Origin of the sequence: Loktanella sp. DJP18 (assembly GCF_049310965.1) — a bacterium.
GTDB lineage: Bacteria > Pseudomonadota > Alphaproteobacteria > Rhodobacterales > Rhodobacteraceae > Loktanella.
Window position 1 is genome coordinate 43,540 of the sequence record NZ_JBMERN010000009.1, and the last position, 15,975, is coordinate 59,514.

Below are 15,975 nucleotides of genomic sequence, written 5' to 3' on the forward strand. Positions count from 1 at the left end.
TCGCAAAACCTTGGCGCGGCGGAGACCGGTTGCTAGGAATGTGTGAATGCACTGGGCCAGAATGGCCCTCTTCGGCGTCTAAAAGGACTGTGGCGATGCGGCTGATCTGCCCGAATTGCGGCGCTCAATACGAGGTCGGCGCGGATGTGATCCCGGACGTCGGGCGCGATGTGCAATGTTCCAACTGCGGTCACACCTGGTTCGAGCATCCGGATGCCCCCTCTGCCGCCGCCGAAGAGCTTGGATTTGTCGACAAGCCGCCTGCCCTGTCGCGGGCGACAAGGACGCCGCCTGCCATGACGCCGCCTGCCGCGATGCCCGACACCGAAGCCCGCGAACCCGAGGGTGCGATCACTGATGCCGGTGGGTCCCAAGCCGGGACGCCGTCCAATCCCGTGCCGCCCGCAAGCCAGCCCGCGCCCGTGCGCACGCAACTCGACCCCTCCATTGCCGACATCCTGCGCGAAGAAGCCGCGCGCGAAGAAGCGGCCCGCAAGCGGGATGCGACCGGCGGTCTGGAACAGCAGGGCGATCTGGGCCTGACAGAGCCTCCGCCTCCGCCTGCCAGCAAGGTCGATCCGGTCCGCGAAGGGCGCAGCCGCGTGGACCGCTTGCAGGGCCGCGCCGGGGCCGCGACGGCAACAGCGGCGACGACCGGCAGCCGCAAGGAACTGTTCCCGAATATCGATGAAATCAATTCGACACTGCGGTCGAGTGCCGAACGCGACAACCTGCCTTTGCTGCCCGCCGAACAAGCCGAGCAGTCACGGCGCAGCGGCTGGCGCGGGTTCCTTGTGACGCTTGCGCTGATCGTCTTGCTGGCGGTCGTCTACGGGAACGCGGATGCCATCGCCGAGGCCGCGCCAGCCCTGGCTGATCCGCTGGCAAGCTACGTTGCGGCGGTGGACTCAGGGCGCCTCTGGCTGGATGCGAAGGTGCAGTCGATGCTGGGCGAACAGTCGTCCGGCTAAACGCGACGATCCCTGACGGCACGGTCCGCGCAACGGTCCGAATATGCTGCGCAGATCCCCGTCAGAAGCGGTCAAGAAGCCGGTCGAGGTAGTCGCGTTCGACCTGCGGCCTGTCCTGTTCGGCCGACCGGCGACGCAATTCGCCCAGAAGTTCCTCGGCCCGGCGATAGACGTCCTCGCCCTGCAACATGTTCTCGTCCGTGCCGTATTGCCCGGTGCTGCCCAACTGGCGACCCAGCGGATCGCGCCGGCTGGGCTGGACCTGTCCGGTCTGCTCGCCTTCCGCATTGCCCTGACCGGGTTCCTGCTGTTCGTTCTGCGCCAAGGCTTCGCCGATGGCGCGCATGCCGTTGCGCAGGGCGTCCATCGCTTCGGCCTGCCGGTCGATCGCCTGCGCCATGTCGCCTTCGCGCAGCGCCTGTTCGGCCCCGTCCATCGCACCTTCGGCGCGATCCAGCGACTGGCGCGCCTGATCGCCCGCATCACCCGGCAGACCCGGCAGCGCCCCGCGCTGGCGGCTCAATTCGTCGCGCAGCGACTGCTGGCGCTGGGCCAGCGACTGCCCGTCGCCCGCGCCGTCACCCTGCGCCTGCCCCTGACCGCCCTGCCCGTCTTGTCCGGGCTGTTGGCCTTGGCCGGGTTGCTGACCGGGCTGTTGGCCTTGGCCCGGTTGCTGACCCTGGCCTTGCCCCTGTTGCTGACCCTGACCCTGCTGGCCCTGACCTTGGCCCTGCTGCTGACCTTGTCCCTGCTGCCCTTGTTGGCCTTGCTGACCCTGCTGGCCCTGCTGGCCTTGTTGGCCGTGCTGCCCTTGCTGGCCCTCCTGCATGTCTCGGAAGGCATCGTCGGCCAGGTCCTGCTGTTCGCGCAGGGTTTCGGCCAGGTCCTGCATCGACTGCTGTCCGGGTGTCTGCGGACCGCTGCCGCTGCCGTCGCCCTGGGTAATACGCATGTTTTCCAGTAGGGCGTTCAGCTGTTCCATCAGCTGCTGCGCCTCGGCCATGCGGCCTTCCTGCATCAGTTCCTCGATGCGGTCCATCAGGGCCTGCAACTCGTCCTGGCTCATCTCCATCGTGTTCTCGGCGGTCTGCGGCTGATCCGTGCCGTCGCCGGGTTCCATCTGGTCGGCCAGCATCTGCATGTAATCCTGCGTCGCATCGCGCAGTTCCTGCATCAGTTCCGCGATTTCCGCGTCGGAGGCCCCGTTGCGCATCGCCTCGGCCAGCCTCTCCTGCGCCCGCTCCAGCCGCGCGCGCGCGTCGGCCAGCGTGCCGTCCTCCAGCTGCACCGCAAGGTCCCAGAGGGCCTGCACGACCTCCGCCTCGTTCTCGTCGCTCATGCCGAAGCGGTCGAACTGGTCGAGACGACGAATGATCGTGCGCAGCCGCAGATAGGTAGTCTGGTTGGTGAACAGCGTGTCCGGTTCATAGGACACCGCCCGCAGGACCTGCACGATGCGGCGCGCGTTGTCGCGGCTCCACATCAGGTCCCGGCGCTGTTCGATGACCGCCTTGGCCACGGGCTGAAAGAAGCGGCGACCGGGCAGCACCAACGGTTCCGTCAGGCTGGTCGTGGTCTGACCGGCGGCGTCGGTGACGCTGAGCGTGATCGTGACCGGCAGGTTCGCAAGTTCATGCTGCGACAGGTTGTCGATCAGCACCTCGTCGAAATCCGCGCGATCCCCGCCAAAGGGCATCGGCAGGTCCAGCACGATCGGCTCTTTCGGATCGGGATCGCGCGACAAGCCATAGGTGCGATCCACGGCCCCCAGATCCAGCGCGATGGTCGCGGTTCCGCTTTCGACGCCGTAGTCGTCGGAGGCGGCAAAAGGTTGCTGCATCTCGCCCATGGCGTCCGAGTCGATGGGCGCGGTCAGACTGACCTGCGGCGGGGCATCGGGCAGGATCGACACCTCCCATGCGGCACCGTTCGGCCCGTCGATGGCGATGCGGCCGGGCTGCGTGATGGCAAAGGCCTGCTGCGGTTCCGACGCGGGGGGAATGTCCGATGTGCGGCCGGATACGGTTTCCGCCAGCGTGAGCGCGCCGACCTCGCCATAGAGACGCAGGGTCACTTCGGACCCCAGCGGCACCTGCAACGGCCCCGGGGGGACGTCGTTGAGGTAAAGCGTCGGCTTGCCGGTATAGGCCGGCGGTGCCACCCAGCCTTCCCAGACCGGACCCGTCGCAAGCGTCGCGCCGCTACCGTTCTGCGCGATCTCGGTCACCGAGCCCACGCGCAACAGGGACCCGAACAGCAGCGCCGTGACGAACATCAGCAGCGCGATGAACCGCAAACCGAAGGGGTCGCGGTCGGACACGCGCAGGTCAGGCTGCACGGCCTTCGCGCTCTGCGTCGCCTGCCGCATCCGGTTCAGGTGCGCCGTCCAGACGGCGGCAGAGGCCGGATCGGACGCGCCGATGGCCTGGCGGTCGCGGACTGCGGCGATCGGTCGCCCAGGCAGGGAGGCGTCGACACGGGCCACCGCCTCGTCCTGCGACGGCCAGCGGAACGCCATGACGCCGCGCGTCAGGGTCACGCCCAGTGCCAGCACGGCCAGCAAAGACAGGCCCCAGAACACTTCGAGGCTCATGCGATCCTGAAAGCCGAACATCAGGGGGGTCAGGACGACGAAAAGCACGCTCCACAAGGGCCAGAAGGCCCGCGTGATCCGTTCGGCCACAAGACCGGCGCGGGTCAGGGCGACAGGGCGTGACAGGTGCGGCAGGTCGTCGGGGCGATCGGTCAGCGGGTCTCTCCCGTGGGCGCGGCCTCGACCGGGACGGTCACAGCCATGCGGGGATGATATCGCGCGCGATCATTTCGTCAAAGGTCGGACGCGCCCTGATGACTGCAAATTGATCGTTCTGCACCAGAACCTCGGGGATCAGCGGACGAGAGTTGTATTCAGAGCTCATGACCGCGCCGTAGGCGCCGGCAGAGCGAAACGCGACAAGGTCGCCCGGGGCCACCTGTGCCATCGTCCGACCCTTGGCAAAGGTGTCGCCGCTTTCGCAGACCGGGCCGACGATGTCGTAGGTCGCCCGCTCTGCTCCCGGTGCGGGTTCCACCACCGGCACGATGTCGTGGTGCGCGTCATACATCGCGGGCCTGATCAGGTCGTTCATCGCCCCGTCAAGGATCAGGAACTGCCGGTCCGCCCCGTCCTTCACATAGATTGCGCGAACCACCATGATGCCGGCATTGCCGGAAATCAGCCGCCCCGGCTCGATCTCGATCTCGCAGCCCAGATGCCCGACGGTCCGCTTGATCAGGTTGCCATAGTCCTCCGGGGTGGGCGGGGCTTCGTTGGTCTGCGCATACGGAATCCCCAAGCCGCCGCCCAGATCGAGCCTGCGGATGGTATGGCCGTCGGCGCGCAACTGTTCGGTCAGCTCGGCAACTTTCAGATAGGCCGCCTCGAACGGGGCGAGGTCGGTCAACTGGCTGCCGATGTGCACGTCAATGCCGATGACCTCCAGTCCCGGCAGGCTGGCCGCCAGCGCATAGACCGCGCGGGCGCGGGCGATGGGGATGCCGAACTTGTTCTCGGACTTGCCGGTCGCGATCTTGGCGTGGGTCTTGGCGTCCACGTCCGGGTTCACGCGGATCGTGATGGGGGCAAACTTGCCAAGCTCCACCGCGATGGCGCTCAGCGCTTCCATCTCGGGTTCGCTTTCGACGTTGAACTGGCGGACGCCGCCGGTCAGGGCCTGCCGCATCTCTGCCTTCGTCTTGCCGACGCCGGAAAAGACGATGCGATCCGGCGGGACGCCGGCAGCCACGGCGCGGGCATACTCGCCGCCCGACACCACATCCATGCCGGCCCCCGCCTCGGCCAGCAGCCGCAAGACGGCCTGATTGGACAGCGACTTCATGGCAAAGCAGACCAGGTGGTCCATGCCCGCCAGCGCGTCGTCGAACAGGCGGAAATGCCGCAGGAGCGTGGCGCTGGAATACAGGTAGAACGGCGTGCCGATCTGTGCCGCGATCTCGGCGACCGAGACATCCTCGGCCCAGAGCGTGCCGTCACGATAGAGAAAATGATCCATGCCGCACCCCGTGATGTTCCGCGCGGTCATAACAGATCGACGCGCCAACCCAAGGACGAATGCAGCAGGGGACGGCGGGCGGGGCGTCTTTGCCGCGAATCGCGGCAAACAGCGTCGGACGGCGTCACCACCTGCGATCAGCGCACAGGCTTCGCCCGCAGGAACAGATACAGCGGCAGGCCGCAGCTGACGCCGATGCAGAAGGTCGCGGGGATCGCCAGCAAGGCGACCCAGTTGCGCCGCACCGCGACCTCGGCCAGCACCCAGACCGTCAGCGTGATGGCGGCAATGGTCAGGTCCCAGGTCAGCCCAGTCGTCGCCGCGTTGACATACCAGGCGTCGATCATCCGGGACAACGACCAGCCTTCGGCGCGGAACCAGGTGACGAACCACCACATCGGATGGATCGCGCCCCAGACGGCCAGCGCGGCCCAAACCCAGCGCAGGGGCGACATGTCCTTCATAGCCCAAGGCCTAGCGGGATGCCCGCCGCACCCAGCCGCACACCGCCCGGGCCCAGCGAGACCCGCCCGATGCCGTCGGCCAGCGTCACGCCCGGACTGACGCCGTTCGGCCCTATGCCAACTCCCAGATTGGCGGTCGGTCGGGTGCCGTCATCGGCCGTGCCGCCGGGTGCCACCGGTGCGCCCTGCGCGCCGCAGCCCGCCAGCGTCAGGGCCAGCAGGCCGGCCGCCATCGCCTTGATCATCCCAGCACCTTCCGCCAATGGGCGACCGCCTCCCGCACGCGGGCAGGGGACGTGCCGCCAAAGCTTGTCCGCGACGCGACCGAGTTTTCGACCCCCAGCACGTCGAAGACGTCCTGTCGGATACCATCATGCACCGACTGCATCTGGGCAAGGGTCAAATCGGGCAGGTCGCAACCCTGTGCCTCGGCCATCGCGACAAGGGAGCCTGTGACGTGATGCGCATCGCGGAACGGCAGGCCCAACTCGCGCACCAGCCAGTCGGCCAGATCGGTCGCGGTGGAAAACCCGGTGCCTGCCGCAGCCTTCAGCGCATCGCGGTTAGCGGTCATGTCGCCCACCATGCCGGCCATCGCGGCGAGGGCCAGCATCAGGTTGTCGGCGGCGTCGAAGACCTGTTCCTTGTCTTCCTGCATGTCCTTGGAATAGGCCAGTGGCAGCCCCTTCATCACCATCGTCAGCGCGACGTTAGCGCCGAAGATGCGTCCGATCTTGGCGCGGATCAGCTCTGCCGCATCGGGGTTGCGCTTTTGCGGCATGATGCTGCTGCCGGTGGACCAGCGGTCCGACATCCTGACGAAGCGGAATTGGGCCGACGACCAGATCACCAGCTCTTCGGCCAGACGCGACAGGTGGACGGCGCAGATCGTCGCGGCCCCCAGGAATTCCAGCGCGAAATCCCGGTCGCTGACCGCGTCGAGACTGTTGCCCATCGGCCCGTCAAAGCCCAGCGCCTGCGCCGTCATGTGCCGGTCGATGGGGAACGACGTGCCCGCCAGCGCCGCAGCCCCCAGCGGTGACAGGTTCATCCGCTTGCGCGCGTCGGCAAAGCGGGACCGGTCGCGGGCGAACATCTCGACATAGGCCATCATGTGATGCCCCCATGTGACGGGCTGCGCGACCTGCAGGTGCGTGAAGCCAGGCATCACCCAATCGGCCCCCGCCTCTGCCTGCCCCAGCAAGGCCATCTGCACCGCCTGCAAGGCGCTGTCCGCCGCATCGCATTGGTCCCGCACCCATAGGCGAAAATCGACGGCGACCTGATCGTTGCGCGACCGGGCGGTGTGCAGCCGGCCGGCCGCCTCGCCCACGACCTCCTTCAAACGCGCCTCCACGTTCATGTGAATGTCTTCCAGTGCCGTCGAGAACGCGAAGTCACCACCTTCGATCTCTGACAGAACCGTGAGCAGCCCTTCCCGGATCGCCGCTGCGTCGCTATCACTGATGATGCCTGTCGCGGCCAGCATGGCGGCGTGGGCGCGAGAGCCCGCGATGTCCTGCGCCGCCAACCGCCTGTCGAATCCGATCGAGGCATTGATCGCCTCCATGATCGCGTCCGGCCCTGCGGCGAAACGGCCGCCCCACATCGTGTTTGCAGTTTTGGTCATGAGAAGGACGCGCCCCTTGAAAGCCCTGAAATCCGCCCTGCTTTATACGGGCCTTGCGATCCTTGCAAACGCGGCCCACGCGGACGCCCACCTTGAATCGTTGAAAGACGGCGACATGCGCAAGCTGGTCATCGCGTTTGAACCGGTCGCCGCCCCGGACGTGACCTTTTTCGCTGAGGACGGGTCGGAGGCGACGCTGGCCGACTACGCAGGCACGCCCGTCGTGCTGAACTTCTGGGCGACCTGGTGCGCGCCCTGCCGCAAGGAGATGCCGCATCTGGCGGCCCTTCAGGATGCGATAGGCGACCGCGTGGCGGTGCTGACCGTCGCCACAGGCCGCAACCCGCCCGAGGCCATCGACCGCTTCTTTGCAGAGATCGGCGTGACGGGTCTGCCCAAGGCCACCGATCCGAAACAGGAGATGGCACGCGCCTTCGGCGTGCTGGGTCTGCCGATCACGGTGATCCTTGACGCAGAAGGACGCGAGGTCGCCCGCCTGCAAGGCGATGCCGACTGGTCGTCGGAATCCGCGCAGGCGATCCTGACGGCCATCGCGGACGCGGACTAGCGCCCCGGCACGGGATCGTCTGGGGGCAGGGCCACGCCGTTCACGCGCACGATTTCGTCCACGTCGTCGCCTTCCGCGGCCATCCTTGCGCGCAGATTGCCAAAACTTGGCCCCTGTTCGGCGAACAGGCGATCCTGAAGGGCGTTCAGCTTCTTGGTCTTTTCCAGATAGCGTGCATCCATCGGGTTGCCGCCGGTGTCGCGGAACACCGGGGCCATGACGATCAGCTTGGCCGAATCGTCCGCGACAAAGCCTTCGACCATGTCCATCGCCGTTGCATGGTCCATCCCCATCGCCTCGAGCGCCGAGCGGCCCATGCGGACGGAACTGTCGAAGGTTTCGCGGATGATGTCGCGGCAGCCGGCCGCGAACAGCTCGTACACATGATGCCGGTCGCGGGCGCGAGCGATGATGTGGACATGGCGGTAATGTTCCTTGACGTAGGCCACCAGCTCCGTGGCGCGGTCGCGGTCGTCGATGGCGACGATCAGCATGCGCGCGGTGCGGATGCCCGCCGCCTCCAGCATGTCGGGGCGGGTGGCGTCGCCGAAATAGGCGCGCAGGCCGAACATCCGCAGCGTGTCGATCTGCGCGGCAGAGTAATCGATCACCGTCGGCGCGTGGCCGCCGCCTTCGAGGATGCGCTTCACGATGCCGCCGACCCGACCGTGGCCTGCGATGATGATCTCGGCCGGGGCGTCGATGGTGTCGGCCGCGCGCGCGACGCCCTTTGCCGCGCGGGGCAGGATGACCCTGTCGTGAAAGATGAAGAGCGCGGGCGTCAGCAGCATCGACAGGGCCACGACCAGCAGCAGCTGGTCGGCCAATGCGGGCGGCATGATGTTGCCCGCCACCACGAAGGACAGCAGGACGAAGCCGAACTCGCCCGCCTGGGCAAGACCCAGGCCGAAGAGCCAGCGGTCGGTGGGTTCCAGCCGGAACAGATACGCCAGCGCCAGCAGCACCATCGCCTTCAGCGCCATCAGACCCAGCGTCAGGCCAAGGATCAGGGCGAACTGGTCGAACAGCAGCGCGAAATTGATGCCCGCCCCCACGGACATGAAGAACAGGCCCAGCAGCAGACCCCGGAACGGGTCGATGTCGGACTCCAGCTCATGCCGGTAGTCGCTGCCGGCCAGCACGACGCCCGCGATGAAGGTGCCGAGTGCCGGCGACAGGCCGACCAGCGACATCAGCAGGGCGATGCCCACGACCATCATCAAGGCGGCGGCGACGAACAGTTCGCGCAGGTCGGCTTTGGCGATGAAGCGAAAGACCGGCCCGGTCAGTGTGCGACCGACGATGACGACGGTGGCGATGGCCGCGACCGTCGCCAGTGCGGTCTGCCAGCCATTCAGTCCGGCCACAAGGCTCGGACCCGCGCCATGTGTCTCTGCCGCGTGGCCGCCGGACATGGCCAGCAGGGGCAGCAGGGCCAGCATCGGGATCACGGCGATGTCCTGCGTCAGCAGCACGGCGAAACTCGCCTGTCCGCCGTCGGATTTCAGCAGGCCCTTTTCCGTCAGGGTTTGCAGGACGATGGCGGTGGACGAAAGCGCCAGCACCGCACCCGCCGCCAGCGCCACGGTCCAGGGCAGCCCGAACGCGACCCCCGCCCCCATGACGGCCAGCATGGTCAGCGCGACCTGCCCGCCGCCCAGCCCCAGCAGGCGGCCGCGCATGGCCCAGAGCTTTTGCGGCTCAAGCTCCAGCCCGACGAGGAACAGCATCATCACGACGCCGAATTCGGCAAAGTGCTGAATCTGCACGACGTCCACCTGCAGGACGCCCAGGGCCGGGCTGATCGCGATGCCCGCGATCAAGTAGCCAAGCACGGACCCCAGACCCGCCCGCGTCGCGAGCGGCACGGCGATGACGCCTGCGACAAGAAACAGAAAGGTCAGAAGCAGGATGCTGGTCATGGATGGCGGACTCTCGGCGGCAATCCCGGCGACCTTAATGCGGATCAGGTCCCGCGAACAGGCGTCAGGCGCGCCCCCCGGTCAGCGACAGGGCCTGCGGCGTCACACCCAGCAACGCCAGCGCCGCCGTCCACTTTCCGGCATGATCGTCACCGAACAGGACATGGGCCTCGGACGGGCCGATCAACCAGCCGTTCGCGGCCAACTCCGACTCGAGCTGCCCCGGACCCCATCCGGTGTAGCCCAGCGCCAGCAGGGAATCAGCGGGGCCGCCGCCCTGCGCCAGCGCCTCCAGCACGTCCTGCGTCGCCGTCATGCCGATGTTGTCCGCGACCTCCAGCGTGCTGTTCGCCGAGGTATAGTCGAGAGAATGCAGCACGAAGCCCCGCGCCCGTTCGACCGGACCGCCCACATGCACGCGGATGTCGCGACAGGCGGGGCTGCGAGGAATGTTCATCTGCGTCAGCAGCTTGTCAAAGGCGATCTCTGGCCGGGGACGGTTCAGGATCAGGCCCATGCTACCCTCGTCCGAATGGGCGCAGATATAGATGACCGCCCCGGCAAAGCGCGGGTCGCCCATGTCGGGCATCGCGATCAGCAACTTGCCGTTGAGGTTATCCATCCGGTGCATGCGCCGATGATGCGCCTGTGGCGATTGCGGCGCAAGAGGATCACGCACACGCATGATCGCCCATTCGTGACTTCCCATGTCAGCCTCTTTTGCGCAGGAACACCGGCATGAAATACATCATCGCTCTGCTGACTTGCCTTGCCACCCCTGCCCTTTCTGCGGGCGAAGACGTCGTGAAAGTCACCGTGCTGCCGGGATGGGTCACGCCGCAGGGCACACATATGGCCGCACTGAGGCTGACGCTGACCCCGGGATGGAAGACCTACTGGCGTGCGCCCGGCGACGCGGGCATCCCCCCATTGATCTCATTCACCGGTGGCGGTGTGGACCAGGTGGTATTTCACTGGCCGACGCCGCAGGTGCTGGACCAGAACGGCTTGCGGTCGATCGGCTATCACGACGCCCTGACCCTGCCGGTCGAGGTGACGGGCAAGGGTCCGATGCGCCTGACCGGCACGCTGGACATCGGAGTCTGCCAGGACATCTGCATTCCCGCCAGCCTGACCTTCGATGCGCCGCTGACCGATGGTCCGCGCGACCCGCTGATCGTCGCGGCGCTGCTGGATCAGCCGCAGGCCGGTGGACGCGCCACCTGCCGCGTCTCGCCCACGCCGGACGGTCTGCAATTGCACGCGACGCTGACGGTGCCCGGGACCGGCGGGCAAGAGGCGCTGGTAATCGAGGCCGGCGATCCGCACATCTGGGTGTCGGAGCCGGAAATCGCCCGCAGGGGCGACACCCTGACCGCCCGTGCCCGGATGGTGCGCGGCGCGGGCGAGGCGTTCGCCTTCGACCGGTCCGCCGTGCGATTCACCGTGCTGGGGTCCGACCGCGCGATGGAAGTGCGGGGCTGCACGGCCGGCTAGGCCGTGCGCCGCAACCCGAAGGTCAGCGCCGCCACGGCGTAGATCGCAAGCAGGATCACGGCCAAGCCGCCGGCAAAGACACCCAGCGCCGCCACTGCGGTCGCAGGCAGGACGCCCGCCGCCGCAGGCCAGGCAGACCCGGTCAGCAGCACCGGAAGCACCACACCGCCGAACAGGGCCAGCGCCGCGACGACACCCAGACCCACTGGCAGCCACATCGCCCGCCTGCGCGACCGCAGGGCGCGCCGTGCCGTGGTGATCTGGCGCGCGATATCCGCCTGCATCGCGACCAAGGATGGCACAACCAGCAGCACCAGCACCATCCCGAAGGCCAGACCGTAGACCAGCGTGATGACGGTCGGTTTCAGGAATTCGGCCTGCGTCGAACCTTCGAACAACAGCGGAGCAAGGCCCAGAACCGTCGTCAGGGTCGTCAGCAGGACGGGGCGTAGCCGGTTCGCCACGCCGTCGATGATCGCGGGAAACAGGCCACGATCCTTTGCGTATTCGTCGATCGTCGTCACCAGAACGATGGAATCGTTGATGATGATGCCGACCATCCCGATCAGGCCGACGACCGTGAACAGGCTCATCGGGATGCCCCAGGCGTTGTGGCCATAGATCGTGCCGACCAGCCCGAAGGGAATGATCGCCATGACCACGACGGGCCGCGTCCAACTGCTGAAGATCCACGCAAGGCTGAGGTAGATGCCCCCCAGCACGAGGATCAGCGCGTTGCGGGCGTCGGTCAGGAACTGGTTTTCCTGCTCTGACAGCCCCGACAGGCGCGTTTCCACGGCAAAGCGTTCGGCGATGCCCGGCAAGATCTGTTCGTTGATGATCTGGTTGACCTCTGCGGCGCGGTCGGGGTCGTCGTCCGACAGTGCGCCGGTGACGGAAATCAACGGCACGCCGTTCTCGCGCCGCACGGTGGAGAAGCCGGTCCGGCTTTGCACCGTGACCACGTCGCCCAACGGGACATAGATGCCCTCGCCGGTCCTGATCTGCGTGCGTTCCAGAAAATCCTGCGTCAACTCGGACTCCGGCAGTTCCACGCGGATCGTGGCGGACCGGATGCCGTCGGGATAGCTCGCCGCCTCGATCCCGCTGAGCCGGTCGCGCAGGATGCCGCTCAGCGCGTCGATGGACAGGCCCAGCGCCTCGCCCTGCGGGGTGAGCTCAAGCAGCAGTTCTTCCTTGTCGTAGGCCAGGCTGTCTTCAAGGCCGCTGATCTCGGGAAATTGCGTCAGTTCGGACTTCAGCGCCTCTGCCGCGGATTTCAGCGTCGCCGCGTCCGCCCCGAACAGTTGCACGTCAAGGCTGTCGCCCCCCGGCCCGCCGCCCCAACTGCGAAAGCTGACGGTCTCGGCCATCGGATGCTGGACGACCTCTTCCTGCAGGGCGGCCACGAAATCGGAGCTTGTCATCACGCGGCTGTCCGCATCGACAAGGCTGATGCTGATGGCGCCCAACTGGTCGGGGTCCTTCTGGTCGGACCCGCTGATCCCGCGGCCCGCATTGCCACCGACTTCGGCGACGACATAGGTGACGGGGTTCGTGCCTTCGTTGACTTCGATCCGGGCCGCCAGCGCATCGGTAGCGCGCTGCATCTCGGCCATCATCTCGAGCGTGTCGGCGCGGGTGGCCCCCGCCAGCATGGCGAAATTGCCCGTCACTTCGCCCTGTTCGGGCGAAGAGAAGAACTGCCAGCGCACGTCGCCCCGGATGAAGGACGCGACCTGGGTGGCCAGGATCAGCAGGACGCCCGCCAGCACCGGGTACCGCGCCCGGATGACAAGCGCCATGAACGGGCGGAACACCCGCAGACTGAAGGCGTCGAACCCCCGGTTCACCCAGCGCGACGGTGCGTCGTACCAGGCATTTCCGGCGTTCGGGCCGATGGAGTGGCTCAGGTGGTTGGGCAGGATCAGGAAGCATTCGACCAGCGACGCGGCCAGCACGACGATGACTGTAAACGGAATGTCGGCGATCAGGCTGCCGAACCGTCCGCCCACGGCGACGAGGCCGAAAAAAGCGATCACGGTCGTCAGGGTCGATGAAAACACGGGGCTGAACATCTTGATCGCCGCATTCTCGGCCGCGATCTTCGGCGGTTCCATCAGCGTGCGCGCACGGTAGTCCGCGTGTTCGCCCACCACGATGGCGTCGTCCACAACGATGCCGAGGGTCAGGATCAGCGCGAACAGGCTGATCATGTTGATGGTCAGGCCAAAGGCATACATCAGCGCAATGGCCGCCAGCATCGAGGCGGGAATCCCCATCGCGACCCACAGCGCCGTGCGGGCGTTCAGGAACAGAAAGAGCAGTAGCACGACAAGGGCGAGGCCCTGCAAGCCATTCTCGAACAGCAGGTTCAGACGGCCGGTGATTTCCTCGGCCCGCGCGTTGATGAGGTCGATGCTGGTGCCGGCGGGCAGCGTCGCCGCGAACTCTGCCGCGACCCGTTCGACGGCGTCCTGCAACCCGATGGCGTCCCCGGCGGCAGAGCGCACCACGCTGATCTTGACCGCCGGATTGCTGCCCACGAAATAGGCGCGGCTGCGGTCCACGCCTTCGACCGTGACGCGCGCCACGTCGCCCACGGTCAGGGTCGATCCGTCCGGGTTCGATCGCAGGGCGATGGCAGCGATATCCTCGGCGCTGCGCTTCGCAACGCCGGTACGCACCCGCGCGGTGCCCGCAACCTCGCCCACGGCATTGCCCGTCGCCTCTTCCGCGATGCGGTCGGCGATGTCTGACAGTCCGATGTCGTATTCGATCAACGACAGGGAAGGCACCTCGACGATGGTGGAGGGTGCGGCGATACCTTGCACGGTGGCCTGCGTGACACCTTCCTGAAACAGGCGCACGACCATCTCGTCGGCAAAACGCCCCAGTTGATCGACACCCACCGGGCCTGTGATCACCACTTCGGTCACGCGGTCGGACCAGCCGCCGCGGCGCAATTCGGGGTCTTCCGCGGTTTCGGGCAGGTTGCCTGCGGCGTCGATGGCGGCCTGCACATCCTCGGCCGCCCGGTCCATGTCGGTGCCGGGCGCGAATTCGAGGCTGATGCGCGCGTTGCCTTCGGTCGCACGGGATTCCGTGTCGCTGACGCCGTTCACGGCCTGCAACGCGGGGTTCAGCACCTGCACGATGCCTTCATCGACGGATTCCGCGCCGGCCCCCTCCCAGGCGACGCTGACATCGATGCCATCGACGATCACATCGGGGAAATACTGCGACCGCATGTTGGGCCAGGCCATGAGGCCCGCACCGATCATGAGGAACAGCAGCAGGTTCGCAACGGTCCGGTGCCGGGTGAAGTAGGACAGCAGACCGCCCGCGCGGGTGTTCAGCGCCTCGCCGCCGGTGGGCCGGGGATCAGCCATCAGCTTCCCATCCTGCTTTCCAGCCGCGCGATCGTCGCGGCAGAGACTTCGGGCGCGTCGAGCTGCGCCAGAATGCGCGCCTTGGCGTCATCGGGCATCCGGCTTTCGGTGACATAGGCCTTCAGCCTGGCCCGGCGGTCGTCGTCAAGGGCGACATTCTCTGGCACGGCTTCGGCGTCTTCGCCGGCGGGTGCGATGGGGCGCACACCGATGCCTTCGCCCAGCAAGGGGGTCCTGGCCGTGACGATGGAGGCGCCGGCCAGATCGGCCGCCGCGATGATCACGTCGTCGCCCTGCCTGCGCAACACCTGCGTCTGCTGCGATTGCAGGCGGTCGTCTGCGGTCACGACAAGGACCGTGCCATCTGCGGCCACGGCGGTCGCAGGCACCTGTGCCACGTTCTGCAACTCGGGTTCCTTCACCCGCAAGGTGACGAAATCGCCGGGACGAAAGCCGGGCGCAGCGTTGATGCTGGCGAACAACTGGCGACCCGTCTGGCCTTCGCCCACGGACCCGCCGATCCGGTCGATCACACCATCGGCCGTCAGCGCCAGACCATCGACGTCAAGGCTGGCCGTCACCGGCAGGCCGATCACGTCGCCGCCATCCTGCACCAGCCGCGCGAATTGCGCGGTCGAGATGCGGAACGCGACCTCGAGCTGATCCGGGTCCATCAGTGTCCCGAATTCCTCGTTCGCGGTCAGCCGGGCCCCGACAGCCGTGGCCACGCCGGTCAGCGTGCCGTCGAACACGGCCGTCACGGTGGTATCGGCCAACGTGCGATCGGCCTCGGCCAGATCGATCTGCACGCGGGAGAGCGAGGTGCGGGCCTGATCCAGACGCGCCGCCGCCTGCGCCTGCGACTGGCGCTGCGTCAGGACCGAGGATTCGGCATTCGACAGGGCCAGTTGCGCCTCTTCCACCGTCGACTGGGTGCCGACGCCGCGCTGGGCAAGGTCGGAGGCGCGGGTCAGTGCCGCCTGCCGCAGGTCCACCTGCGCGCGGGCCTGTTCCAGTTCGTCGGCGGCCAGCGCCACGCCGTTTTCGGCGTCGCGCACCTCGCCCTCCGCGTCCTGCACATCGGCGGCGATGCGGTCGCGGGCGGCCTGCGCGGTGGTGGTGTCCAGCCGCAGCAAAGCCTGCCCTGCCTGCACCTGACCGCCTTCGACGAGGTCCGGATCGGTCCAGACGACAGTGCCGCCGACAGGACTGCGCAAGGCGAGCGTGTTGCGGCTGCCGACCTCGCCGTAAACCAGCAGTTTAGGGGCCAGCGTGCCGGGTGTCACGGTCGTGACATTGACGGCAAACACCCGTTCGCGCTGCGGAAAGCTGCGCGGCTCTTCGTTCATGCGAGCGACGACGGCACCGCGCACGGTATTCATGGCCCACGCCGCCAAGGCCAATGTCACCGCCAGGAGGAACAGACCGACAAGTGACCGCCTTAAAAACCGCATCTATTCATCCCGCAAACTGACCTGA

General features: G+C 67.2%; 12 protein-coding genes. 3 read left to right on the forward strand and 9 right to left on the reverse strand.

Annotated features, from left to right (window positions below):
- Nucleotides 1–95: 95 nt before the first annotated feature.
- Nucleotides 96–971 carry a zinc-ribbon domain-containing protein gene (locus ACOI1H_RS04305; RefSeq protein ID WP_422435493.1) on the forward strand — a complete coding sequence of 292 codons (876 nt, stop codon included), beginning with the start codon at nucleotides 96–98 and terminating at the stop codon, nucleotides 969–971.
- A gap of 61 nt (nucleotides 972–1,032) precedes the next feature.
- On the opposite strand, the gene ACOI1H_RS04310 is transcribed toward ACOI1H_RS04305, so the two are convergent.
- The 5 genes from ACOI1H_RS04310 to argH all read right to left on the reverse strand — a co-directional run bounded on the left by ACOI1H_RS04310 (nucleotide 1,033) and on the right by argH (nucleotide 7,117).
- Nucleotides 1,033–3,699: a DUF4175 domain-containing protein gene (locus tag ACOI1H_RS04310; protein WP_422435525.1), complete on the reverse strand. Its 2,667-nt coding sequence runs from the start codon at nucleotides 3,697–3,699 to the stop codon at nucleotides 1,033–1,035.
- A 58-nt stretch (nucleotides 3,700–3,757) separates the two neighbouring features.
- A complete protein-coding gene (gene lysA / locus ACOI1H_RS04315) occupies nucleotides 3,758–5,023 on the reverse strand; it encodes a diaminopimelate decarboxylase (RefSeq protein WP_422435494.1) in 1,266 nt (421 codons plus the stop codon).
- 137 nt (nucleotides 5,024–5,160) lie between these two features.
- On the reverse strand, nucleotides 5,161–5,478 hold the full coding sequence (locus tag ACOI1H_RS04320) for a DUF2834 domain-containing protein (RefSeq protein WP_422435495.1): 318 nt from the start codon (nucleotides 5,476–5,478) through the stop codon (nucleotides 5,161–5,163).
- Nucleotides 5,479–5,483: 5 nt separating this feature from the next.
- On the reverse strand, nucleotides 5,484–5,732 hold the full coding sequence (locus ACOI1H_RS04325) for a hypothetical protein (RefSeq protein ID WP_422435496.1): 249 nt from the start codon (nucleotides 5,730–5,732) through the stop codon (nucleotides 5,484–5,486).
- A complete protein-coding gene (argH, locus tag ACOI1H_RS04330; RefSeq protein WP_422435497.1) occupies nucleotides 5,729–7,117 on the reverse strand; it encodes an argininosuccinate lyase in 1,389 nt (462 codons plus the stop codon). The genes ACOI1H_RS04325 and argH overlap by 4 nt, the downstream gene beginning before the upstream one ends.
- A 16-nt stretch (nucleotides 7,118–7,133) precedes the next feature.
- Between argH and ACOI1H_RS04335 the strand changes: the two genes are divergently transcribed.
- Nucleotides 7,134–7,685, forward strand: a complete 552-nt coding sequence (locus ACOI1H_RS04335) for a TlpA family protein disulfide reductase (protein WP_422435498.1) — start codon at nucleotides 7,134–7,136, stop codon at nucleotides 7,683–7,685.
- Here ACOI1H_RS04335 and ACOI1H_RS04340 read toward each other — a convergent pair.
- Nucleotides 7,682–9,607, reverse strand: coding sequence for a cation:proton antiporter (locus ACOI1H_RS04340; protein WP_422435499.1), 1,926 nt, complete (start codon nucleotides 9,605–9,607; stop codon nucleotides 7,682–7,684). The genes ACOI1H_RS04335 and ACOI1H_RS04340 overlap by 4 nt on opposite strands.
- Nucleotides 9,608–9,671: 64 nt before the next feature.
- Nucleotides 9,672–10,238: a YqgE/AlgH family protein gene (locus tag ACOI1H_RS04345; RefSeq protein WP_422435526.1), complete on the reverse strand. Its 567-nt coding sequence runs from the start codon at nucleotides 10,236–10,238 to the stop codon at nucleotides 9,672–9,674.
- Nucleotides 10,239–10,345: 107 nt separating this feature from the next.
- Between ACOI1H_RS04345 and ACOI1H_RS04350 the strand changes: the two genes are divergently transcribed.
- Entirely contained in the window at nucleotides 10,346–11,104 is a 759-nt protein-coding gene (locus ACOI1H_RS04350) for a protein-disulfide reductase DsbD domain-containing protein (RefSeq protein ID WP_422435500.1), read from the forward strand.
- On the opposite strand, the gene ACOI1H_RS04355 is transcribed toward ACOI1H_RS04350, so the two are convergent.
- Together ACOI1H_RS04355 and ACOI1H_RS04360 are read right to left on the reverse strand one after the other, a co-directional pair.
- Nucleotides 11,101–14,496, reverse strand: coding sequence for an efflux RND transporter permease subunit (locus tag ACOI1H_RS04355; protein WP_422435501.1), 3,396 nt, complete (start codon nucleotides 14,494–14,496; stop codon nucleotides 11,101–11,103). The two genes, ACOI1H_RS04350 and ACOI1H_RS04355, sit on opposite strands and share 4 nt — an antisense overlap.
- Nucleotides 14,496–15,950, reverse strand: a complete 1,455-nt coding sequence (locus ACOI1H_RS04360) for an efflux RND transporter periplasmic adaptor subunit (RefSeq protein ID WP_422435502.1) — start codon at nucleotides 15,948–15,950, stop codon at nucleotides 14,496–14,498. The genes ACOI1H_RS04355 and ACOI1H_RS04360 overlap by 1 nt, the downstream gene beginning before the upstream one ends.
- Nucleotides 15,951–15,975 lie beyond the last annotated feature (25 nt).

Bases quoted from the DNA above. Each gene is read 5' to 3' on its own strand.
- ACOI1H_RS04305 (WP_422435493.1), top strand. From the start codon at position 96: ATGCGGCTGATCTGCCCGAATTGCGGCGCTCAATACGAGGTCGGCGCG.
- lysA (WP_422435494.1), bottom strand. From the start codon at position 5,023: ATGGATCATTTTCTCTATCGTGACGGCACGCTCTGGGCCGAGGATGTC.
- ACOI1H_RS04320 (WP_422435495.1), bottom strand. From the start codon at position 5,478: ATGTCGCCCCTGCGCTGGGTTTGGGCCGCGCTGGCCGTCTGGGGCGCG.
- ACOI1H_RS04325 (WP_422435496.1), bottom strand. From the start codon at position 5,732: ATGATCAAGGCGATGGCGGCCGGCCTGCTGGCCCTGACGCTGGCGGGC.
- argH (WP_422435497.1), bottom strand. From the start codon at position 7,117: ATGACCAAAACTGCAAACACGATGTGGGGCGGCCGTTTCGCCGCAGGG.
- ACOI1H_RS04340 (WP_422435499.1), bottom strand. From the start codon at position 9,607: ATGACCAGCATCCTGCTTCTGACCTTTCTGTTTCTTGTCGCAGGCGTC.
- ACOI1H_RS04345 (WP_422435526.1), bottom strand. From the start codon at position 10,238: ATGCACCGGATGGATAACCTCAACGGCAAGTTGCTGATCGCGATGCCC.
- ACOI1H_RS04350 (WP_422435500.1), top strand. From the start codon at position 10,346: ATGAAATACATCATCGCTCTGCTGACTTGCCTTGCCACCCCTGCCCTT.
- ACOI1H_RS04355 (WP_422435501.1), bottom strand. From the start codon at position 14,496: ATGGCTGATCCCCGGCCCACCGGCGGCGAGGCGCTGAACACCCGCGCG.
- ACOI1H_RS04360 (WP_422435502.1), bottom strand. From the start codon at position 15,950: ATGCGGTTTTTAAGGCGGTCACTTGTCGGTCTGTTCCTCCTGGCGGTG.